This is a genomic window from Nocardia sp. NPDC004711, assembly GCF_053601595.1.
Map to the genome: position 1 here is coordinate 1 of NZ_JBSGCB010000024.1, position 18,457 is coordinate 18,457.

Genomic DNA, 18,457 nt, shown 5'->3' on the forward strand with positions numbered 1-18,457 from the left:
GGGTGTGATGGCGGTACGGTCACCGTTCTCCGGACACGTGGGGTAATCGGGAAATGAACGGCCGGACAAAGGGTTCTCCCGCTTGCCGGGCTTCGTCACCATGCTCACACCCCGACCCCGGACTCGAATACCCGCCATGTGCACCAGAAGTGAGGCGAAATCACCGCCAAACGCGCGCCACCGCCGTGAATTCGACGGTCGGCGAATCGTGTTCCCCATCGCCCCAACAGCTCCCATCCGTTGGGAGCCGCCCGACCGGCAGCAACAACAGGCCACGGAGTCCATCCAGCTCGAAGCACCGGGATCGGTCATCGCCCTCTGGTGGTGTCGCAGTCTCAGTACCATGGCCCGGTGTAGGCGCCGTTGGTGTCACGTATCAGCTGGCCGCGCTCGTAGCACAGAAATGTCGTATCGGTGCCGAAACAGTCGGTGTAGTCGTTGGTGACGTGGCCCTTGGAAACCAGCGTCCACTGCCCGCCGATGGTGTCAAGGGGGCGCAGTCTCCACTTGGACGACACTTTCGCCATGGTGGTCAGGTCGATCACGGGGCTGTCGTCGGTATTTTCGATGTAGAGGTAGCTCCCGGCGATATAGACATGGGAAAGGTGCAGTCCGGCAGCATCATCGCTGACAGTGAACCCGAAGTTGTTGGCCCATATGTCATTCATGGCGACGGAAAGTGTTGCAGGCCAAGTCGTTTGGGTGGGCGACTTGGAATCGTGCACCCCGCCGCCGCGGATCCGATCTGGGGCGCGACCACCGGTCCCATTCCGACCGGTAGCGCCGTCGCCGCCGGCCAAGGCAGCTACCAGGCCGGACTGCCGGACCTCGCCGGTCCGCTGCTCGCCGCGCCCGCCGACCTTCTCAACGTCCTGCTCGGCGGTGCGCGCCCCTGCACCCTGTCCGCGACCTGCAACGGGATCGGATAGCACCTCCGCACCGCAAGACGAGAAAGGCCCTTCGCTCATCGGAATCCGGTGGGCGAAGGGCCTTTCGATGCTTGAGGCGATCAGGGCCGACCGGCTCGAAGACTCTTCGCGAGCGATGGCCCCGGCGATCTCGCGCTCCTTGGCGACGAGCGCGGCCGGGACATTCTCGCGGGTCAGGTACTTGGCCTCGAGGGCCGCAATCGGTCATGGTGCCGGAACCGCTCGGGCTGCGCGAATCCCGCATCAGTACGCCATTTTGCGCACTTATCAGTGGTAGGTCCTTAGTGCCGGATCTCCGGCCACTGTTCAAGCAAACTCGAACGACCGTGTCCAGCAACGTATCTCGATGCTGGAGTAGGATCTGGGGGCGAATGCACTACTACCCCCTGGCCGACCGAGGATCTGATTCGTGGACGCTCGGCAGTGACGAGGCTAGGTGGCGTAGCGCTCGGTGAACACGACCTGTTCCAGCGGGCGCCTACCTGGGTGCGGTGGGGTGGTGGCGGAGTGTCCGATCGTCACGATGACGGCGATGGCCAGATCATCGCGGTCCTCGATACCGATCGCCTTCTGCACCAGATCGGGATCCCAGCCGTTCATCGGAGCCGACGCCAGCCCCAGCGCCGTGGCCGCGAGCATGGCGTAGGTGGCGGCGATCATGGCGTTCTTCACCGCGTTCTCCCGCAAAAGTCCGCGGTTGTGCAGGTCGTGGAATTCCGCCCGGCTGTCGAACAGGGCGGTGAACTCCGCATTCCAGGCGCCGCTACGCCCGGCCGAATCGGCGATGTCGGTGTTCGGTGCCTTCCATGCCGCACTGTCGGCCACGAAGACCAGCGCCACCGGGGCCTCGCGGGGCTGTGGCTGCCCGAAGGCCGCCTCCGAGAGCCGGGCTCGCCCGGCCTCGCTGGTCACTACCACGATCGATCGGTCCTGCATGTTCCAGGCGCTGGGCGCCTGCGTGGTGAGCTCCAGCAGTTCGGTCAGCACGTCCGGGTCGATCGGATCGGGGAGGTAGTGGCGGACGGTGCGGCGCCGGTGGATCGCTTCCGGGACGGACAAGGTATCGGCTTTCATGAAACTCACTATCGGAGAGTGGCAAACTTTTTGAAAGAAGGCACCTTTCGGTTCGTTACAATCGCCGGGGTGCGCACGCATATCGAATCCTCGGGCCTGCCGGCCGATGTCTTCTCCGCTCGCTGTCCCACTCGTCAGGTGCTGGACCGGATCGCCGGCAAATGGACAGTCCTGATCATCGACGCGCTCGCCGGCGGGACCATGCGCTACACCGATCTGCAGCGCCGCATAGAGGGCATCTCCCAGAAGATGCTCACCCAGACCCTGCGCGAACTGGAGACCGACGGTTTCGTCATCCGCACCGTCCATCCCACCATTCCGCCGAAGGTCGAATACACCCTCACCCCACTGGGTTACAGCCTGCGAGGCCCGATCACCGCGCTGCGCGAATGGATCGAGGCCAACATCAACGACATCGAGGCCGCTCGAGCGAGTTCGCGGCAACACCGTGACTCGGCTGACCAACAGTCGACGAGTTCCTGACCGCCCCGACTTCCCGAGCCCTGCATTCGGTCTGGCCGTCGACCGGGCCGCGCAGCAATCGATTCGAGCGGCTGGGGACAGGCCGTGCAACTTCTAACCCACCGCTACGACGTCGGGTTCTACTGGGGTGCAGAGGGTTTCGTGATCGCGGCGATCGTGGTCGCGATCGCGATCCGGGTCCCGGAAGCCGGACCCGATGATCGATCCGGACAGATCGGCGACGATCCCGGTCCGACCGCGCCCCGCCCCTCGGCGAACGGGTTTCGCCGAGGGGCAGCGTCGGTCAGTTGTAATCGGAGACGAAGCCGAAGTTGAAGTGGTGGCCCTTGGAGGTGCAGGAGACCACGCCTCGGAAACCGCTGCCGGTGCAGGTCGCGCCGCCGTAGGTGAGGCTGGCGTCGGGGCCGTAGGGGGAGTTGGAGCCGGGGACCGGGCCGCCGCCGGTCAGCTGGGGGCTGCCGGGGCGGCCGTGGAGGCCGAGGGGACCCAGGGCGGGGTGCGCCGGGAGGAACGGGACGTCGATGGAGATGTTCGAGATCGGCAGGCCGTACCAGCGCATGTCGTAGTTGGTGATGTCGCATCCGACGTCGCCGTTGGGGCGGATGGCGCAGCTGGCCAGATTGCTGTAAGCGAAGTACACCGTGTCGCCCACCAGGTAGTCGGCCGGGTTGGCGACCACGGTCTCGGCGTTCGCGACCGCCGAGCTGGAGATCGATGCGGCGGCTACCGCCAAGGCGGCTGCGGCGAGGGCGGTGTTGATGCGAACCGGTGATGCCATGGCTCTCCTTCGGTGATGATCGTGCTCGGATTGCGGACGTGTTGCCATCGGGCACACCGGATTTCGTGTCACGTCCGGCGGCGCCACGCTAGTGGGTCTCGCTGGCAATTCACTGTCAGGGCGTCCGCAGTGCTCGCGTGCGCAGGTGATGGCTCAGATCGCCCACCAGTCCGAGGCGCCCGAGCCGCGCTCCAGCTGCACGGGTTGGCGTTTCGAGCTTGCGAACCTGGCCTACTCGGTCGGGCCAGGCCTCACCCTTTGGAACGAACCGCGGCCGGCGCTCGGTGCTGTGCGGAGGTCCGGTGCTTTCCTCACGCCGACACGATTTCGAAAACCGGGTGGGTGCGGGCGTTGTCGAGGAATTGCTGCAGTGATGAGTCCACATCCACATCCAGGTAAGGCAGCACGAAGAACCGTCGATACACTGCCACAATGGGTTTGGGAACGTGTGGCGGTCCCGTGACCAGCGATGCGCGCAACACCTCGGCCGCTTGATCGGTGGGCAACTCGACGGCCGTCACGGACTCGAGGTGTCTGCCCTGGCGCAGCGTCGCCTTTCCTTGTGCCGCTCGCAGGTTGCGCACCCAGTTCACCGTTCCATAGGACGCGACGAGATATCGTCGGCCGTGTTGTTCGAACACCGCCAGCGGCGTCTGGATGGCGCGGCCGGTGCGACGTCCGGGCACAGTGAGGACGCGAAAGGTCCACATCGGCAACCCGGCGCGTATCACGGTCCGCATCCACGCGTTGGATGCCCTGACACCCCATCCCGCTCGATACGGCTTGGCCATGAACTCGAGGGTTCACCTGTCCACACGTGAAGGCAAGTGCCCGCGAGCAGCCTCGACGAAGCCGGTTCGGCCGGAGGGACGGTCGTGGATCCGACAGCAGCGCGGTGATCGCGGCCGCTGGCCCGACCGCCGGCTGATCCGGCCCGCCTGCCCACGCCGGTGGGAGGATCTCGGTTGAAACGTCGGCGATTTCGCGAAGGCGGGCCGCGCTGCTCACCACCGACGACAAGAACATTCCGCTGGAAGCCCAGCGGTTCATGGCCGAGCGCGCGGGGCCGAATCGATCGAGATCGCCGCCTCGCACGCGGTCACCGTGTCCCAGCCCGGCGCGGTCGCCGAGCTGATTCTGTGTGCAGTACAGCAGTCGAACTGACCCGTCCGGTGCGTCCGCAGGCCGAGGTGGTCACGCACACCGACGAGTCCTCGCCCGGACCGCGTGAACCCGTTCTACCTGTCTCCGCCGGTCAAGGTGTTCAGCCGAATCCGGTTGCCGGACGGCCATGCCGGGTATCGGGTTCGGCGGTGCGCGGAACGCCCGCAGATCGACGCGGGACTGTTCAGGCCAGGGTGCCGTGGGGCTGGATGCGGCGGACACCCTGGTGATTCCGGGGACTGCCGAACCACTTTGATCGTTTTCCGAACACTCGAGCGACGTGGGCGGACGAGATGGGGGAGCCGGTAACGACCTCGTCATCAGTCGGCCACGATCGGGCACCGACAGGTTGAGAAGGCCGACCCGTTGGTATGCGCTTAGATGTCGGCACAGCGCACGACCCCGACGGCTGAGCCGATACGAGGGTCGCGCCCCACGTGCTCTACCGGGACGCTGGGGCGGGACCCTTGTCCATCTGATGTGGTCAGCAGGGAATTCGTTCGCGGAGGGTGAGCAGGATGCGGTCGAACGCCGACACCGTGCCGGGCTCGGCCGGTGGCAGGGTGGGCAGCTCACGGAGTAACTGCCCGGCCAGGGCGCGGAAGTTGGTATTGGTTTCCTGGGACCGCCACACCAGCATCTTGAACGCCTGCTCGTCGCCGATGCCGTACATGCGCATCAGGACGCCCTTGGCCTGCTCGATCACCGCCCGCGCTTGTACGAGTGGCCGCCCCGGCGATCCGGTGATGCCGACCGACCGCGAGCTGGTCCCGGGACGATGAGTCCCGGCTGTTTCCCGGCCATCGCACGGGGTACGCGATCAACGACCAAGGGCGAACGATGGCAGATCGGGATTGCTCGACGGGGTGGTGACTGATGAGTGGGACCCCTCAGGATGCTGGGATCGCCGGCGAGTACTGGCCGGCGACCGTGTTCGTCGATCTGCCGAACGACGAGAGGGCGCGCGTGTTCACCGACGGTGCGGTTCCGGTGTCGCTGTCCGGCGAGGTGGCGGTGCGGCTCCCGGCCGACGCCGGAGAGCTGGCCATGCTGCGTGCGCTCGCCGAAACCCTCATGCTCACAGCCGATTTCACGATCGATGTGGTGACCGATGTGCGGGTGGCGCTGGACGAGGTCGCCACCGCATTGATCGCGGCGTCCCAGGCCGCCAGCGGGCCGACGACACGCAAGTGCACCGGGTCGGACCACAGTTCGGCCACCTTGTCCAGATTCGAGAAGGCCTGAAGGTCTTCGGCCCGGTCCAGCGAGTGCTCGACCGGGACCTCGCTGACCAGCGCGGCGATCGAGCCTTGCCGCACGGTCCGGATCGGGGCCGGATGCCGGCCGGTGCCCTGCACCTCCAGGTGGGCGTCCGCGGGGACGATCCCGTAGATCAGGGCTGTCGTATTCGGATCCGATTGCGTCCGTGTGTGTTCCGATGGTGTGTCGTCCGTGGTCATGATCGGCTCCTCGGGCGGGTTCTCGTCGCCTGCCCGGAGAAACAAACTCCTTGTCGTTGTTCGTTTCTCGCCTATCCCGTCTCGACGGGTCTATGCACTGACCTGTCGAGCCGACTCGCGCGCCCGCACGCGCCGCAGCGTAGCGCCCGATCGCCTGAGCGCGCCCGTGCGGCGAAAGATAGCGCAGTACTGCGAAACGGACTGAGGCGACGTTTCGGGTGCGGGAACGCGGGTAGGCGAGGAACGGGTCACGTCGGTGGCCCTCGAAATACGGCACCCATGGGAAGGAAACGATCATGAGCGCAACCGACAAAGCGAAGAACAAGGCCGACCAGCTCGCCGGCAAGGCCAAAGAGAAGTTCGGCCAGGCGACCGGCGACAAGCAGCGCGAGAATCAGGGCAAGGCCGACCAGGTCAAGTCCAACCTGAAGGACGCGGGTGAGAAGGTCAAGGACGCCTTCAAGAATTGATGCGCGGACGCCGCCGCACCGACGATGCCCGCAGCGCCGTGCCGACATCGTCGTCCGGCAGATGCGGTCGCGGTCGCGGAACTGCTTGCCCGGCACCGGATCTGGCGGCGCGGCACCCACGCCGTCCCGGCCTGATCACGGACCGCCACGGTCCGGTATCCCCGGCCCCCGCCCGGAGCCCCGACGGATATCCAGACCAGATGGTCTGGCGGCACATCGCAGTCACCGATGCTGTTGCCCGGCAATCGTTGTCACGGCTCGCGTATGAGGTGGCAATCGCGCGGCTCGAAGGAGTCGGGCGAGACGACGAGACGAGAGGAGAACTCCGGTGTCAGCAGAACTCGAAGGCGTCCGCGCCCTGATCATTACCGCCAATACGGGGGTGGAGCGCGACGAGATAGCGGTACCCAGGGATCAACTGCGTGCCCGCGGCGCGCACGTGACCCACGCCGCGGTGGAGGCGATCGATGTGCACACCTACCGTCACGATCTCATTCCGTCCGAAACGCTGCGGCCGGACGCCGCCCTCGCCGATGTGGATCCCGGCGCGTTCGACGTATTGGTCATTCCGGGTGGCACGGTCAATGCCGACAAACTCCGAACCGACTCGGGGGCAAGGGAACTGGTCCGATCCGTCGTCGCGGCCGGCCGGCCGATAGCCGCGATTTGCCATGGCCCGTGGCTGCTGGTCGAGGCCGCGGTGGTGGCGGATAGGACGGTGACGTCGTATCCGTCGTTGCGCACCGATCTGATCAATGCCGGCGCGGCCTGGGTCGACGAGCCGGTCGTCCGGAGCGATGGCGACGGCTGGACGCTCATCACCTCACGCAATCCTGACGATCTTCCCGATTTCGTCGATGCCATCGCCGCGGAGTTGAGCGTCCGGACGTCGTGACGCAGCATTTGTTGACGTGTGCGCTGCCCGGCCTGGATCAGTGCGGGCTCGGGGCTGGTACTGATCATCTCGCCAGCCGGTGAACGGGCTAGCCCGTGAACGGGTTTCGACGCTCGATCAGCCGCTTGTACAGCGTCTGCTGGATCGTTTCGCGGACCTGATCGGTGATCTCGAACATGGTGATCGGGTCGTCAGCGGCCTCGGGGCCGTACGTGCCGGTGTAGATGGGGTCACCGAACTCGATGTGCCACTTCGACGGCAGCGGGATGGCGCCCAGCACACCCAGGTGTGGGAACAGCGGCGTGACCGGGAAGTACGGCAGCCCGAGCAGCCGGGCCAGCGGCGTGAGGTCGGCCAGTTTCGGATAGATCTCCTCCGAGCCGACGATCGAGCACGGGATGAGCGGCACACCGGTCTTGAGGGCCGCCGAGGCGAAGCCGCCGCGCCCGAACCGCTGCAGCTTGTACCGCTCGCTGTAGGGCTTGCCGACGCCCTTGAAGCCCTCGGGGAACACGCCCGCCAACTCGCCGGTGCGCAACAGCGCCTCGGCGTCGGTAGGGCAGGCCAGCGTGTGCCCGGCCTTGCGGGCCAGCTCGCCCAGGATCGGCAGCTCGAAGACGAGGTCGGCGGCCAGCAGGCGAAGCGCGCGCTGTCTGGGATGGCGATCGTGGACGGCCACCTGCAGCATCAGCGCATCCAGCGGCAGCACGCCGGCATGGTTGGCCACGATCAACGCGCCCCCGGACTCGGGGAGGTTCTCGATCCCGGCGACCTGCACCCGGAACCATAGCTGCGACAGCGGCCGCAGCACCGGCAGGATCAGTGACTCCAGCAGGTGCTCGTCGAGGCCGAACTCGTCGAGCCGGTAGTCCCCGGTGAGGCGGCGACGCGCGAAATCGACCGAGCCGCGGACGCCCGCAGTGAGATTGCCTCGCACCAGGTCGCCGAGGGTCACGCGGCGACCGCGGCGACGGCGAGATTCCCGACACGCATGAGCTGAACCACCATTCGATTCGTTCTTCGGAACTGCAATCGTGGAGTGTGGAGCACAGAAACGGGGCGAGCGGTTCGATCCTATCCCGGTCCGGTCTCGCCCGTCGGCGTGGGTGAGGGCAGCGGACCGGTCGCGAGACGCCCGATGCCGGCACGCGAGCCCGGATGGAAGGCGTGCCTGTTACGTATTCACGCAGGCGGGTAAGCGGCAGGCAGGAGGTGGATGGAGATGGCCGTACTGCTTCTGGTTCTGCTGCTCGCCGTCGTGCTCGCTGTCCTCGTTCGGAGGAGTTGATCATGCGGGCCGGGGCCGCTGGAAGAAGGATGCTTCCGCACCCGTGCGGTGAACTGTCGGCGGGCGTGGTCGAGGCGCTCGGAAAGCCGGCCGGCTCAGTGTTCCCGCCGGCGTCCGCGCCGGCTGATCCCTATGGCCGCGATCTGCATCTGGCGCTGCACACGTGCTATGGCCTGCATTACGAGGGTTTCGACGGTGTGGACGCGGGCTGGGAATGGGATCCGGGCCTGTTGAGCGTGCGTATGGAGCTGGAACGCCATTTCCTCGAGGCGCTGCGCGCCGATGTCGCCGATGGCGTTGATGTGGAGACCGAACTCGAGGAACTGTTGATCGTTCCCGACGAAGAGTCCGGTGTCGCGGCGTTTCTGCGGTATCAGGGCAAGCCGTGGCAGGTGCGCGAGTATTTCGTGCACCGGTCGATCCTGCACCATCAGGAGGCCGATCCGTACGCGTGGTTGATTCCGCGGTTGCGCGGTCGGGCCAAGGCGTCGCTGGTGGCCGTCGAGTTCGACGAATTCGGTGGTGGCCACGGTGACAGGATTCATCAGCGGCTGTATGCCAATCTGCTGGAGGGGGCGGGCCTGGACCCGTCGTATCTGGCCTACCTGGATGTGGTGCCGGCGCCGATGCTCGCGATCGTGAACATGATGTCGCTGTTCTGTCTGCATCGTGGCCTGCGGGGCGCGGGTGTCGGTCACTTCGCGGCGGTGGAGATCACGTCGTCGCCGGCGTCGCGTCGTTTGGTCGAGTCATTGGAGAGGCTTGGAGCAGACCCGGCGTGTATCGCGTTCTATCGCGAACATGTCGAGGCGGATGCGGTGCACGAGCAGCTCATGCGACGTGAGGTGATCGGGGACCTACTGGCACGCGAACCGGGCATGCGTGCCTCGATAGTTTTCGGTATCCGCGCCACGAACCTGCTCGAGGACCGTTTCGCCGATCACGTGCTGCGCTGTTGGCGTGACGACCGTACGTCATTGCTCGGCCCGGAAACGCCCGGCGCAAAGGATCAGAATTCGATGGCTCATTTGCGTGTGTCGAGCTAATTTTTGGCTATTCACGGTAGGTGATGTTGATTCGTGCACCAGGCGTGTACAGGCCCCAGGCCGATACACACTTGCTCATCGCCGCGATGACCGATGCGGGCATTCCGCCGCACGGTCGTATCCTCGATGTCGGTACCGGAACCGGGATACTGGCGATCGAAGCGGCCAGGATTCGGGCCGCGTCGGTCACTGCCGTGGACATCTCGCGTTCCGCGCTGGCGTCCGCGTGGATGAACAGCCGGCTGCGGGGCCTCGAGGTCGAGTTGATCCACGGCGACTTCGGCTCGGTGTTGTGTGGCCGGCGCTTCGACGTGGTGGTTTCCAATCCGCCGTACGTGCCGTGCCTGGGCAGCGGGCGTCCACGGGGTGCGGCGAGATCCTGGGACGCGGGGGCAGACGGCAGGGCGGCGATCGACTCCCTGTGCCGGCTCGCACCCGAATTGCTTTCCACGACTGGAATGTTGCTGATGGTCCATTCCGCGCTGTGCGGAGTCGACAGCACCTTGAACCGCCTGAGGGATGCCGGGTTGAAAGCCGCGACAGTCTCCAGGGCGAGTGTCCCGTTCGGCCCTGTGCTGCGCCGGCGCGCCGGATGGTTGGTTGGTCGAGGACTGTTGCGCCCCGGCCAGAGTCACGAGGACCTGGTGGTGATCCGTGCCGATCGAACCCGAAAATGACCGACGGACAATCACTTACACCGTCGACGGGCCCATGCTGGTCGAGGGACCGGTCCAACTGGTGACCGCTGATGGCCGCAGGATCGTTTGCGACCGGTGCGTGGTGGCACTGTGCCTGTGTCGCCGCTCGGCCATCTACCCGCTGTGCGACACCAGCCACCGCAAACGCCGCCACTGACCGCATCACCGTCGACGAGTGGACACCACGCTCGCGGACTTCGCCTACCGTGGCTCTTCGGCCGACTGGGCCCCACGGGAGAGGTCGGTCAGTGTGTCGACGAGGGGGGTGAGTCGCCGAAGTTCTTCCAGGTGTGTGGCGCTGAGCAGGGCGAGGGTTTGCTGGCCGGCCTCGGTCAGGGTGAGGCGGACGACGCGGCGGTCCTTGCCCTCTTCCCGGTTGCGGGCGACGAGCCCGAGTTGCTCGGTGCGATCGATCAGCTGCACGACGCTGTGGTGGCGGGTGCTCAAATAATCCGCGATTTCGCCGACGCTGGGCCCGCTCGGGCCGAGATGGCCCCGGATTGCCAGCAGCAGTTGGTGTTGAGCGCTGGTAAGTCCGACGTCAGCCGCCCGCCGCTCACTCCACCGTAGGAACCGGCGCAGTCCGGCGCGGAAAGCCAGCAGTCTCGAGTACTCCTGGTCGGTGAGGGGTTCGGGCGACGACATCGACCCATGTGTCATGAAGTGATAATATCACGGAGTGACATATAAACCGGCGGTGATTCGGACCGGTTCCGCGTCCCGTCGTGGCCGATCTCAGCCGTCCGGTTCGAAGTGCCTTCATTCGGCGTCCGAAGGGTGGTGGAAGATATGGCTACTGAGGCCATGGGCAGCATGAGCCTGCATCCCGACATCGTGGAGCTGCGGGCCAAGCATGAGAAGTACGAACTCGCCGCGATGGAACCGGCCGCCCAGGCGGTCACCGGCCTGATGTTCCTGACCGGGCTCTACATCGCGATCTCCGCGTGGGTTGTCGGATTCACCCGGTTCCCGACCTTGACCGTGAACAACCTGATCGTCGGGATCGGCCTGGCGGTGCTGGCGCTGGGGTTCGCCTCGATGTACGGGCGGATCCACGGCATCGGCTGGACCGCTCCGCTGATCGGCCTATGGATGATCATCACCCCCTGGGTCGTCAGCGGCGATGTCGCCCGTACCTCGACGATCTGGAGCAACGTGGTGGCCGGTGTGGTCGCCCTGGTGCTGGGGCTCGGCTCGATGGCGCTCGGCATGCGCCAGACCCGTTGAGCGCGAACCGCTCTCCCTAGTGCGAGCCGGACTGTCACCGGCATCGCTCTGATCGATGCGTCGCGGGCAGGCGGGCGGGGTCTCTTCGCGGACAACGAAGTCCGGAAAGAGGCGATGACAATGATGTCGGCCACCAGTCGGCCCACGACCCTACCGTCGCTGAAAGCCCTGCACACCGGGTCCGGTGAGCCCCTTCTGCTCCTGCACGGGTTCGTGATGTCCCCGCGTTGCTGGGAGCCGACCGCGGCACGGCTGTCGGACACGTCCACGGCCGGCGCTGATCGCGCGCACGACGAGCAGCCGAGGGCGCCGGGCGAATGACACCGTTGACGGTCTGAACCGGATCACCGCGGATCGCAATCAGATCCGTGCCCGTGCGGAAGGTAACGGGTTTGTCTCGCTGGCGTAGCGGGTATTCTGTGTAGACGGTTGACAACTACCAGCGCAGTCTGTGCCACAGTCGCGGTGTAGGCGACAAACAGTGTGGCAGAACCTCCATTTTCTCGGGTCGTCACACACACCTGGACAAGGGATCTGATCCTGATGTCGAGTTCGTTCATGGTCGCAACCGGATCCACACCAGCCCAGCGTTGTGGCCCGCCCACACAGCTGGGCATCAGCCACAGCAGGCCGTCGCCGTCGACGACGGTCCTGACCGCCACCGGCGAGATCGACTACTGCACCGTCCAAGCATTCCGTGAACACCTCACCGAGGCCATCGATACCAGCGGCCGCCTCGTGGTGGTGGACCTGTCACGGATCACCTTCCTCAGCATCTCCGGGCTGCTGGCCGTCCTCGATGCCGACGACGCTGCTCGCCGCCACCACATACGCCTGCGGGTGGTCACCGGACCCCGGTGTGTGGACCGGCTGTTCGAGGTCTGCGGCCAGGCCACCGACCTGGCAATCACCCACACGATCGCCGCCGCCTGCACACCGGGGCCACGAGCCCTGACAGCTGCGCGCACGCTGCCCTGATCGGATCACCCAAGCCGGTAATCGGCTGCCCAGATTGAGGCAGTAGGTCAGCTTTTGCGCCCGCTAATTCTGTGATCGCCAGTCGCGCACCGCGTCTCGCATCCGGTCGAATACTGCCAGCGGTGGTCCGCTGATCAGGTTGGCCGCGGGGGAGGATCCGGCGTGCGGATGCGGCCGGGTGGGTGCCACCGCTTCAGCAGCGCGCACCGAACCCGCCAGATGTTCGAGCTCGTTCACCGAGTACTGGCGACGCAGCAGGACGAACTCCTCCGCCTCCTCGTGCGCCGCGTGCTGCGTCACCGCGTCGCCGAAATCGGCGAGTTTGGACATGAAGTCCGGGTGATCGACTCCCAGATCGTAGAGCTCCGCGAGCGCCCGTTTGGCGTGATTCTCCTCCTCCACGCGGGCGTCGACCATCTCCTCGACGCCGAACATGGCTCGCTTCGCGACGGGATGCACCACTTCTTCCTCGGCGCTCTCGTGTACCGCGAGCAACCGGACCAGCTCGGTGAACAGTTCCTGCCGGTCCTCCGGATCCGAACGGAGTTGCTCGAGCAGGGTCGAGATCTGTTCGTGTTGTGCGGTCAGCAGATCGACCACATCTTGCTCGGCCATGGCTGTTCCTTCCCTCTTGCCTACAATCACTTGATTCGAGCCGATGTCGCCTTGGCTTCGGCCCGCTGGTGTTCGCGCCGTTGGCGCATCAACACCCAGGCCACAAGCGCGATGACCACAACCGCGACGACGATGATCACGATCACGATGGTGGTGCTCATCTTTCGACTCCTCGCACTCTCCCCGCGGTAATCCTTATGCGACTCGACTACCCCCGAGCTGGGAAAATAAGCGATCAGAGCTCGCTTTTCCCGGGACCTGTCTCTATTCGCCCGTGGCAGCTGCCGCGACATTCTGGACCGCGCGCTCAGCGGCTCGCATCTCTTTCGCGTAGAGCAGGCCGTAGGTGAAGCCGTTCTCGCCGCCTGCCGTGCCCGCTGCTGTGGCGGTTCGCCACAGGAACTCGGTCGAGACGACGCTGTCGTTGTAGTCGCCGAGCAGGCGCTGAATCTTCTTGTAGTGCTTGATATTCGACTTTGCCCGCGCCGGCTTTCGAACGGGTTTGTGCAATTCGGCGGCATACCGTGCGCGCTTGGCGGCTTTACGCGCGCGGTGCAGCGATTCGTGTCGCTGGTTGTGCAATGCGGTTACCAATCGGCGGTCGGCCTTGTCCGCGGCCCGGCGGGCCCGCTTCACGAGTTGGCGCCGCCGGATCCGTCTCGCGAACGGCGGCTGTGATTTCCACGTCTGCAGGGTCGCGAGCAGTCGCAGGTAGCGGGGCGAGTTCATTGCCTCAGCGAGAGCATTGCGGCTCGGCAACTGCCGAGCCAGCAGCGTCGCGTCGATCCGGGCAGCGACAGGACCCAAGATGAGTTCGGGCGGTAGGGCGTTGAGTTCATCGGCGAGGCGTCGGCGTTGGACGTGGCAATCGCGTATGTCGCCGAGCAGCGCTGCGTACCATTTCAGCTCGTTGTCGATCTCGCCGATGGCGGAGCGGTCCAGCAGCTTGCCGAACACGCGTAGCGTGCTGCGCAGTCGCCGCGTCGCGACACGGGTGTCGTGGATTGGTTCCTCGCCTCGGCGTAGCCCGACGTCACCGACGAAGATCAGGTCGATCTGTGTGGTCATGTATTCGTGGACGGCACGTTCCGCCCGCGAACCGGTGACGGCCGGTCCGGATCGCTCCGCCAGTACATGAGACAGCTTGGAGCGGTAGCTCGACTCGCGGGCGCCTGCCTCGGCGAGCCGGTCCCGCAATACCGCCGGGACTTTGTCGGTGTGAGGGCCGAGTTCGACCTCGATCTCACGCCAGGCAATCAGTTCAGCAGGCCGGTCGGCTGTGGTCGAGTCCACAGTGTCGTCATCGATCTCGACGATCAGTTCGCCGTCCGAACCGACGATGCGGTGACGGCGGCGCAAGGTGTGAACCCTGGCGACCTCGTTCAAAGGCCTACCCAGTGCTGCGCCATTGACGACCTCGGCGAGTTCGTGCGGCAGCTCGTCCGACAGTTGGGTGGTTACTTCGACGCGACCGGAAGATTGGGGGACCTTCAGCTGCCAGCCGGATTCGTCGTCTCCCTCACGGCGACGCAACGTCAGGTCGTGGGCGAGCAGGTCTCGCTCGGCGGTGTCGAAATAGGTACTGGTCAGCTCGACCGGGATCTCCTCGATGCGGCTGTTCGCGACGAGGTCGTCGAGCCTTGGAAGAGTGAAGTCCCGGTCGACCGCCCATTTGCTCTCACGTTCGAGTACGTCCTTCATGCGATGGCGTATTCCCTGCAAACCACACGTCAAACAGGGGCAAAAGCGAGCGATTCAGGGGTCAGCAATGGCGACGGCCGCCGACAGCGCGGCCCATCGACCCCAACCGCAGTAATACGAGCCCGATGACGACCACCATGATCCCGATGGTCCAGAGGATCGGAATGCCGAATATGAACCCGACGATGAGAAGGATGATTCCGAGAACAATCATGGCCACTACCTGGTTTCGCTGCTGTGCTCGAAGGGCCCGAGAAGCCCTCCGGCGCCGATGTCGGGCATGAGGCGCATGCCCTCACGTCGGCGGTTCGATCAGCGCACCGAATCGTCCAATGTCCCCAGCCTGTGCAATGTCTCTCCGCGTGGCGTTCGATCTGTGCGTCCCTCTATGAGATGAGCGACCGTACGTGCAGCGACAGCGCGGCGGCCAGTTCGCCGCGCGGGTAGAGCCCGCGGCTGCTGACCGCATCGAGAGCGAGGCCGTCGACCGTGGCGAGGAGTATCGCGGATCGCGTCGCGGGGTCGGGGATGTTCGCGGCGGCCAGCTCGGTCTCGAGTTCCCGGCGAATCTCGGCCAGTACGCGGTGTTGGATGTCGGCGAGGGTCTCGTTGGTGGCCGCGCGCGCCGCGAAGGAGACCATCACCCGGGCCTCGTGCTCGCGTTCGTCGTCGAGTGGAAGCAGTTGGGAGAGTGCGGTGATCAATCGATCGCTGAGGGAGGCCTGTGGGTCGATGGCGCTCATGCGGGCGCGCACCCGGGCGGTGAGCTGCTCGAAGGCGAAGGCGTAGAGCTCGTCCTTGGTGGTGAAGTGGTGCTGAACGGCGCCGATGGAAACCTCTGCCGCGGCGGCGATCTCACGGATGCTCGCGGCGTCGAGCCCCCTCGATCCCGCGATGGCGAACACCGCGTCGGCGAGCTGCTCCGAGCTGGTCGATCCGTATTTGCGCACATCGACAACCATACACTCGTATGGAACAATACGAGTGTATGGAAATACGTCGAAAAGCCCGCTCGCGCACCGTGATCACCGGTTCCGCGGGTCTGGCCGCCCTGATATGGATCGCATGGAAGGTCGACCCCACGGCCTCCTCGTCACCGCTGGTTCCCTCCGTGGAGTCGGCGCTTCTGCTCGCCAACATTCCGCTCACCATCGCGTGGCCGAGCCGGAAACGCGCCGTGGCGGCGGCCTTCCAGCGCTGTCTGCTCAATCCCGTTGTGCGCCTGTTGTTCCGGATCGGTTTCGTGCCCTTCGGCTATGCGCTCGTGGAGACGGTGGGGCGGCGAACCGGACGGCGATACCGAACGCCGGTGGGCAACGGATCGGCCGGCGACGTCTTCTGGATCATCGCCGAACACGGGTACCGGGCCGGATACGTCCGCAATCTCATGGCCGAACCCGCCGTCCGGGTGAAACTCCGGCAGGGCTGGCGCTTCGTCTGGCGCACCGGCCAGGCGACAGTTCTTCCCGGCGAGGATCCGCTGGAAAGGCAACGGCGACTGGCTCGCTGGCGACCACTGCGGATTCTCAACGCGATCATGGTCCGCGCGCTGGGCGCCGACCTGCTCGTCATCCGGATCGACTTGGACGCGCCTCCGGGCTCGGTTCGGTCGACAACAGAGCTTTGAATGGCTACGGGTTCTGGTGTATCGGAGTGCGATTGCATTTGCTGATGGGTGACGAGTCGAAACGCCTATCGGTTTCGTTGATCACGCTGATTCTTAGTTGGCTCGCGCCGATCGCGAGGTGCTCGAAGATCGAGCCGAATCGGCTGCGGCACTGCAGTATTCGGTGGTCAACGGCATCGAGCCGCTGCGTTCCTGGATCGGTGCGCGTGAGAATGTCGACCCTGCCCGTGTCCTGGTGACCAGTGCCTTGCACGGATTGAGCCTGCTGTTCTCCCCGGATCTACGTTGCGGGTCACACCGGCCGAAGCTGGGTGCCTTCGTGGTGTTGCGGGCCACGGGGCCCGTAGTCGAGTTCGGCTCCTCTGTTGCTGCTTTCGGTGACCGGGGCGGGAGAATCGAAGGGATCCATGATCGATTCGATGAAGATCAACGTGTCATTGGGTGCGGAGAGGGCGTTGTGCAGGTCCGCTGGAGTCTTTGCGACGAATGATCGCGCCGTGGTGTCGGGGCGAAGCACCTTCGGCAGCTCCGCGTATGCCCACGGGGCGATGTCGTTGTAGGACTCGCTCTTGCCGAGGTATCCGCGCTCGATGGTGTATCCCCCGTTGTTGATCAGGAAGATCACCGGCTTGTGGTCGTGCCGCAGGATGGTCGACAGCTCCTGCGCGGTCAGCTGGAACGAGCCGTCACCGACGAACAGTAGGTGGCGCCGGTCCGGTGCCGCGGTAAGCGTGCCCAGCAGGGCAGCGACCGAGTAGCCGATCGACCCCCAGTTGACCGATCCGACGAAGGTGCAGCCCTGCGGGAGCTTCAGGCCGAAGAGGGCGTACGACGTGCCGTTATCGACGAGCAGCACATCCCCGGGCCGGATGTAGTCCTGGATGGCTTGCCAATACGCCGCCTGCGTCAGCTTCGCAGACCGGTCGGTGTGAGCGGGTGGCGCGGCTGCCACGGGCCAGGGTGTGGCGCGATCGGTAACGCGCGGCACAGCGTCGATGACGCCGCGGAGAACTTCCTGGAGCGATACCGCCTGGTAGTTGTCCCTTCCGACGTCGACCGAGTGCGCGCGCAGGTGGATCGTGTCGGCGGGCAGCGAGACCGTGAAGTCGCCCGTCGTCGCTTCTATGGGTCGGTATCCGATGCAGAGCAGGCAATCGGCGGCCGCCATCGCGTCGAGTGTGTGCTGCGCACTCGCTTCGCCGTTGTAGACGCCGGCGTAATAAGGGAACGTCTCGTCGATTACCGCCTTGGCGGTGTTGCTCACCGCGACCGGAAGTTGCATCTTCTCGGCGAGTTCCATGACCTCTGCGGCGACGCCGAACCGGTCCGCGTCCAGATCCACCAGAATCGCCGGTGCTGTGGCGCCCGACAGGTGGGCGGCGACCCCGGCGATGCACGACCTCAGCCGTTCGGGGTCGCTGGATGGCTGTTCGAGGACCAGCGGCTCGACCGGAACCTCGATATCGAGGTAGGCGATGTCGGACGGCAGCTCCAGGTACACCGGCAGTTTCTCCCGCCAAGCGGTAAGGATCAGCCTGTCGATCTCGATGGCGGCGTTGCGCGGGGTCAGCCTGGCTTGTGCGGCGGTCACCTGCGCGAACGCGCCGAGGAAGCGGTCCCAGGTCCCGTCGGCCATCGTGTGGTGCATCCCCAGGCCCCGATCGATGGACCGCAGTGGAATCGACCCGCAGATACAGACCACGGGAACATGCTCGGCATAGCAGCCGGCGACCCCGTTGATCGCACTCATCGCGCCTACAGCGTTCGTCACGAGGAGTGCGCCCATGCCTTTCAGCCGTGCGTAGCCGTCCGCCGCATAGGACGCATTCAGCTCGCCGCAATTGCCGACCCATTCGATGGCGCTGCGGTCTTGGAGTTGCTGGATAAACTCGAGGTTGTAGTCGCCGGGGACGCCGAAGAGGTGGCTGATCCCGGCCTCTGCCAAACGGCGAAGCAGAAAGTCGCCGATCGTCATTCGCCGGGTCTCGCGCATGGACATCACGTGCTCCTCCGAATCGTCGGGT

24 protein-coding genes and 1 pseudogene are annotated in these 18,457 nt (G+C 65.5%); 12 read left to right on the forward strand and 13 right to left on the reverse strand.

Annotated features, from left to right (window positions below; all coding sequences use genetic code 11):
- Nucleotides 1–335: 335 nt before the first annotated feature.
- Nucleotides 336–725, reverse strand: coding sequence for a hypothetical protein (locus ACWEKS_RS24395; RefSeq protein ID WP_452342208.1), 390 nt, complete (start codon nt 723–725; stop codon nt 336–338).
- On the opposite strand from ACWEKS_RS24395, the gene ACWEKS_RS24400 reads away from it, so the two are divergent.
- A complete protein-coding gene (locus ACWEKS_RS24400) occupies nt 720–929 on the forward strand; it encodes a hypothetical protein (RefSeq protein ID WP_452342209.1) in 210 nt (69 codons plus the stop codon). The genes ACWEKS_RS24395 and ACWEKS_RS24400 overlap by 6 nt on opposite strands.
- A gap of 432 nt (nt 930–1,361) precedes the next feature.
- On the opposite strand, the gene ACWEKS_RS24405 is transcribed toward ACWEKS_RS24400, so the two are convergent.
- On the reverse strand, nt 1,362–2,003 hold the full coding sequence (locus ACWEKS_RS24405; protein ID WP_452342210.1) for a nitroreductase family protein: 642 nt from the start codon (nt 2,001–2,003) through the stop codon (nt 1,362–1,364).
- A 69-nt stretch (nt 2,004–2,072) separates the two neighbouring features.
- On the opposite strand from ACWEKS_RS24405, the gene ACWEKS_RS24410 reads away from it, so the two are divergent.
- The gene (locus ACWEKS_RS24410; protein ID WP_452342211.1) at nt 2,073–2,486 is read left to right on the forward strand and encodes a winged helix-turn-helix transcriptional regulator; all 414 of its coding nucleotides are present in this window, start codon (nt 2,073–2,075) and stop codon (nt 2,484–2,486) included.
- Between the two features lie 283 nt (nt 2,487–2,769).
- On the opposite strand, the gene ACWEKS_RS24415 is transcribed toward ACWEKS_RS24410, so the two are convergent.
- The 3 genes from ACWEKS_RS24415 to ACWEKS_RS24425 form a co-directional block, all read right to left on the reverse strand.
- Complete coding sequence (locus ACWEKS_RS24415) at nt 2,770–3,264, reverse strand: hypothetical protein (RefSeq protein WP_452342212.1); 495 nt, start codon at nt 3,262–3,264, stop codon at nt 2,770–2,772.
- 311 nt (nt 3,265–3,575) lie between these two features.
- Nucleotides 3,576–4,055, reverse strand: coding sequence for a nitroreductase family deazaflavin-dependent oxidoreductase (locus tag ACWEKS_RS24420; protein ID WP_452342213.1), 480 nt, complete (start codon nt 4,053–4,055; stop codon nt 3,576–3,578).
- Nucleotides 4,056–4,912: 857 nt separating this feature from the next.
- Nucleotides 4,913–5,134: an ANTAR domain-containing protein gene (locus ACWEKS_RS24425; protein WP_452342214.1), complete on the reverse strand. Its 222-nt coding sequence runs from the start codon at nt 5,132–5,134 to the stop codon at nt 4,913–4,915.
- Between the two features lie 170 nt (nt 5,135–5,304).
- Here ACWEKS_RS24425 and ACWEKS_RS24430 point away from each other — a divergent pair, with 170 nt between their 5' ends.
- On the forward strand, nt 5,305–5,673 hold the full coding sequence (locus tag ACWEKS_RS24430; RefSeq protein WP_452342348.1) for a hypothetical protein: 369 nt from the start codon (nt 5,305–5,307) through the stop codon (nt 5,671–5,673).
- 14 nt (nt 5,674–5,687) lie between these two features.
- Here the strand turns inward: ACWEKS_RS24430 and ACWEKS_RS24435 are convergent.
- Nucleotides 5,688–5,888, reverse strand: a pseudogene (locus tag ACWEKS_RS24435) (GvpL/GvpF family gas vesicle protein); the annotation flags it as partial.
- 296 nt (nt 5,889–6,184) lie between these two features.
- On the opposite strand from ACWEKS_RS24435, the gene ACWEKS_RS24440 reads away from it, so the two are divergent.
- Together ACWEKS_RS24440 and ACWEKS_RS24445 are read left to right on the forward strand one after the other, a co-directional pair.
- A complete protein-coding gene (locus ACWEKS_RS24440) occupies nt 6,185–6,358 on the forward strand; it encodes a CsbD family protein (protein ID WP_452342215.1) in 174 nt (57 codons plus the stop codon).
- Nucleotides 6,359–6,686: 328 nt separating this feature from the next.
- Nucleotides 6,687–7,253, forward strand: coding sequence for a type 1 glutamine amidotransferase domain-containing protein (locus tag ACWEKS_RS24445; RefSeq protein ID WP_452342216.1), 567 nt, complete (start codon nt 6,687–6,689; stop codon nt 7,251–7,253).
- Nucleotides 7,254–7,341: 88 nt separating this feature from the next.
- Here ACWEKS_RS24445 and ACWEKS_RS24450 read toward each other — a convergent pair whose 3' ends face one another.
- On the reverse strand, nt 7,342–8,331 hold the full coding sequence (locus tag ACWEKS_RS24450; RefSeq protein ID WP_452342339.1) for a lysophospholipid acyltransferase family protein: 990 nt from the start codon (nt 8,329–8,331) through the stop codon (nt 7,342–7,344).
- A gap of 212 nt (nt 8,332–8,543) precedes the next feature.
- Between ACWEKS_RS24450 and ACWEKS_RS24455 the strand changes: the two genes are divergently transcribed.
- The 3 genes from ACWEKS_RS24455 to ACWEKS_RS24465 are packed head-to-tail and all read left to right on the forward strand — an operon-like array spanning nt 8,544 to nt 10,442.
- Nucleotides 8,544–9,587 carry an iron-containing redox enzyme family protein gene (locus ACWEKS_RS24455; RefSeq protein WP_452342340.1) on the forward strand — a complete coding sequence of 348 codons (1,044 nt, stop codon included), beginning with the start codon at nt 8,544–8,546 and terminating at the stop codon, nt 9,585–9,587.
- A gap of 23 nt (nt 9,588–9,610) precedes the next feature.
- Nucleotides 9,611–10,264 (forward strand): HemK2/MTQ2 family protein methyltransferase, encoded by a 654-nt coding sequence (locus ACWEKS_RS24460; RefSeq protein WP_452342341.1) that lies wholly within the window; start codon nt 9,611–9,613, stop codon nt 10,262–10,264.
- Between the two features lie 34 nt (nt 10,265–10,298).
- Nucleotides 10,299–10,442 carry a CDGSH iron-sulfur domain-containing protein gene (locus ACWEKS_RS24465; RefSeq protein ID WP_452342342.1) on the forward strand — a complete coding sequence of 48 codons (144 nt, stop codon included), beginning with the start codon at nt 10,299–10,301 and terminating at the stop codon, nt 10,440–10,442.
- A gap of 44 nt (nt 10,443–10,486) precedes the next feature.
- Here ACWEKS_RS24465 and ACWEKS_RS24470 read toward each other — a convergent pair whose 3' ends face one another.
- The gene (locus ACWEKS_RS24470) at nt 10,487–10,945 is read right to left on the reverse strand and encodes a MarR family winged helix-turn-helix transcriptional regulator (protein ID WP_452342217.1); all 459 of its coding nucleotides are present in this window, start codon (nt 10,943–10,945) and stop codon (nt 10,487–10,489) included.
- Nucleotides 10,946–11,074: 129 nt separating this feature from the next.
- Between ACWEKS_RS24470 and ACWEKS_RS24475 the strand changes: the two genes are divergently transcribed.
- Both ACWEKS_RS24475 and ACWEKS_RS24480 read left to right on the forward strand, forming a co-directional pair.
- Entirely contained in the window at nt 11,075–11,512 is a 438-nt protein-coding gene (locus ACWEKS_RS24475; protein WP_452342218.1) for an SPW repeat protein, read from the forward strand.
- Nucleotides 11,513–12,070: 558 nt separating this feature from the next.
- Nucleotides 12,071–12,490 (forward strand): STAS domain-containing protein, encoded by a 420-nt coding sequence (locus ACWEKS_RS24480; RefSeq protein WP_452342219.1) that lies wholly within the window; start codon nt 12,071–12,073, stop codon nt 12,488–12,490.
- Nucleotides 12,491–12,553: 63 nt separating this feature from the next.
- Here the strand turns inward: ACWEKS_RS24480 and ACWEKS_RS24485 are convergent, their stop codons facing one another.
- From ACWEKS_RS24485 to ACWEKS_RS24495, 3 genes are all read right to left on the reverse strand, one after another.
- Nucleotides 12,554–13,105: a hemerythrin domain-containing protein gene (locus tag ACWEKS_RS24485; RefSeq protein WP_452342220.1), complete on the reverse strand. Its 552-nt coding sequence runs from the start codon at nt 13,103–13,105 to the stop codon at nt 12,554–12,556.
- 26 nt (nt 13,106–13,131) lie between these two features.
- A complete protein-coding gene (locus ACWEKS_RS24490) occupies nt 13,132–13,266 on the reverse strand; it encodes a hypothetical protein (RefSeq protein WP_452342221.1) in 135 nt (44 codons plus the stop codon).
- Between the two features lie 103 nt (nt 13,267–13,369).
- On the reverse strand, nt 13,370–14,716 hold the full coding sequence (locus tag ACWEKS_RS24495) for a CYTH and CHAD domain-containing protein (RefSeq protein ID WP_452342343.1): 1,347 nt from the start codon (nt 14,714–14,716) through the stop codon (nt 13,370–13,372).
- Between ACWEKS_RS24495 and ACWEKS_RS24500 the strand changes: the two genes are divergently transcribed.
- Nucleotides 14,648–14,935, forward strand: a complete 288-nt coding sequence (locus ACWEKS_RS24500) for a hypothetical protein (RefSeq protein WP_452342349.1) — start codon at nt 14,648–14,650, stop codon at nt 14,933–14,935. The two genes, ACWEKS_RS24495 and ACWEKS_RS24500, sit on opposite strands and share 69 nt — an antisense overlap.
- 257 nt (nt 14,936–15,192) lie before the next feature.
- Here ACWEKS_RS24500 and ACWEKS_RS24505 read toward each other — a convergent pair whose 3' ends face one another.
- A complete protein-coding gene (locus ACWEKS_RS24505; RefSeq protein ID WP_452342222.1) occupies nt 15,193–15,768 on the reverse strand; it encodes a TetR/AcrR family transcriptional regulator in 576 nt (191 codons plus the stop codon).
- A 26-nt stretch (nt 15,769–15,794) separates the two neighbouring features.
- Here ACWEKS_RS24505 and ACWEKS_RS24510 point away from each other — a divergent pair, with 26 nt between their 5' ends.
- Nucleotides 15,795–16,433: a nitroreductase/quinone reductase family protein gene (locus ACWEKS_RS24510; RefSeq protein ID WP_452342223.1), complete on the forward strand. Its 639-nt coding sequence runs from the start codon at nt 15,795–15,797 to the stop codon at nt 16,431–16,433.
- Nucleotides 16,434–16,725: 292 nt separating this feature from the next.
- Here ACWEKS_RS24510 and ACWEKS_RS24515 read toward each other — a convergent pair whose 3' ends face one another.
- A complete protein-coding gene (locus ACWEKS_RS24515) occupies nt 16,726–18,432 on the reverse strand; it encodes an alpha-keto acid decarboxylase family protein (protein ID WP_452342224.1) in 1,707 nt (568 codons plus the stop codon).
- Nucleotides 18,433–18,457: the final 25 nt, after the last annotated feature.

What these genes read in the sequence shown, in the direction of transcription:
- ACWEKS_RS24405 (WP_452342210.1), bottom strand. Translation starts at nt 2,003, where the DNA reads ATGAAAGCCGATACCTTGTCCGTCCCGGAAGCGATCCACCGGCGCCGC.
- ACWEKS_RS24415 (WP_452342212.1), bottom strand. Translation starts at nt 3,264, where the DNA reads ATGGCATCACCGGTTCGCATCAACACCGCCCTCGCCGCAGCCGCCTTG.
- ACWEKS_RS24510 (WP_452342223.1), top strand. Translation starts at nt 15,795, where the DNA reads ATGGAAATACGTCGAAAAGCCCGCTCGCGCACCGTGATCACCGGTTCC.
- ACWEKS_RS24515 (WP_452342224.1), bottom strand. Translation starts at nt 18,432, where the DNA reads ATGTCCATGCGCGAGACCCGGCGAATGACGATCGGCGACTTTCTGCTT.
- ACWEKS_RS24490 (WP_452342221.1), bottom strand. Translation starts at nt 13,266, where the DNA reads ATGAGCACCACCATCGTGATCGTGATCATCGTCGTCGCGGTTGTGGTC.
- ACWEKS_RS24505 (WP_452342222.1), bottom strand. Translation starts at nt 15,768, where the DNA reads ATGGTTGTCGATGTGCGCAAATACGGATCGACCAGCTCGGAGCAGCTC.
- ACWEKS_RS24485 (WP_452342220.1), bottom strand. Translation starts at nt 13,105, where the DNA reads ATGGCCGAGCAAGATGTGGTCGATCTGCTGACCGCACAACACGAACAG.
- ACWEKS_RS24440 (WP_452342215.1), top strand. Translation starts at nt 6,185, where the DNA reads ATGAGCGCAACCGACAAAGCGAAGAACAAGGCCGACCAGCTCGCCGGC.
- ACWEKS_RS24475 (WP_452342218.1), top strand. Translation starts at nt 11,075, where the DNA reads ATGGCTACTGAGGCCATGGGCAGCATGAGCCTGCATCCCGACATCGTG.
- ACWEKS_RS24470 (WP_452342217.1), bottom strand. Translation starts at nt 10,945, where the DNA reads ATGACACATGGGTCGATGTCGTCGCCCGAACCCCTCACCGACCAGGAG.
- ACWEKS_RS24430 (WP_452342348.1), top strand. Translation starts at nt 5,305, where the DNA reads ATGAGTGGGACCCCTCAGGATGCTGGGATCGCCGGCGAGTACTGGCCG.
- ACWEKS_RS24480 (WP_452342219.1), top strand. Translation starts at nt 12,071, where the DNA reads ATGGTCGCAACCGGATCCACACCAGCCCAGCGTTGTGGCCCGCCCACA.
- ACWEKS_RS24460 (WP_452342341.1), top strand. Translation starts at nt 9,611, where the DNA reads ATGTTGATTCGTGCACCAGGCGTGTACAGGCCCCAGGCCGATACACAC.
- ACWEKS_RS24455 (WP_452342340.1), top strand. Translation starts at nt 8,544, where the DNA reads ATGCGGGCCGGGGCCGCTGGAAGAAGGATGCTTCCGCACCCGTGCGGT.
- ACWEKS_RS24465 (WP_452342342.1), top strand. Translation starts at nt 10,299, where the DNA reads ATGCTGGTCGAGGGACCGGTCCAACTGGTGACCGCTGATGGCCGCAGG.
- ACWEKS_RS24420 (WP_452342213.1), bottom strand. Translation starts at nt 4,055, where the DNA reads ATGGCCAAGCCGTATCGAGCGGGATGGGGTGTCAGGGCATCCAACGCG.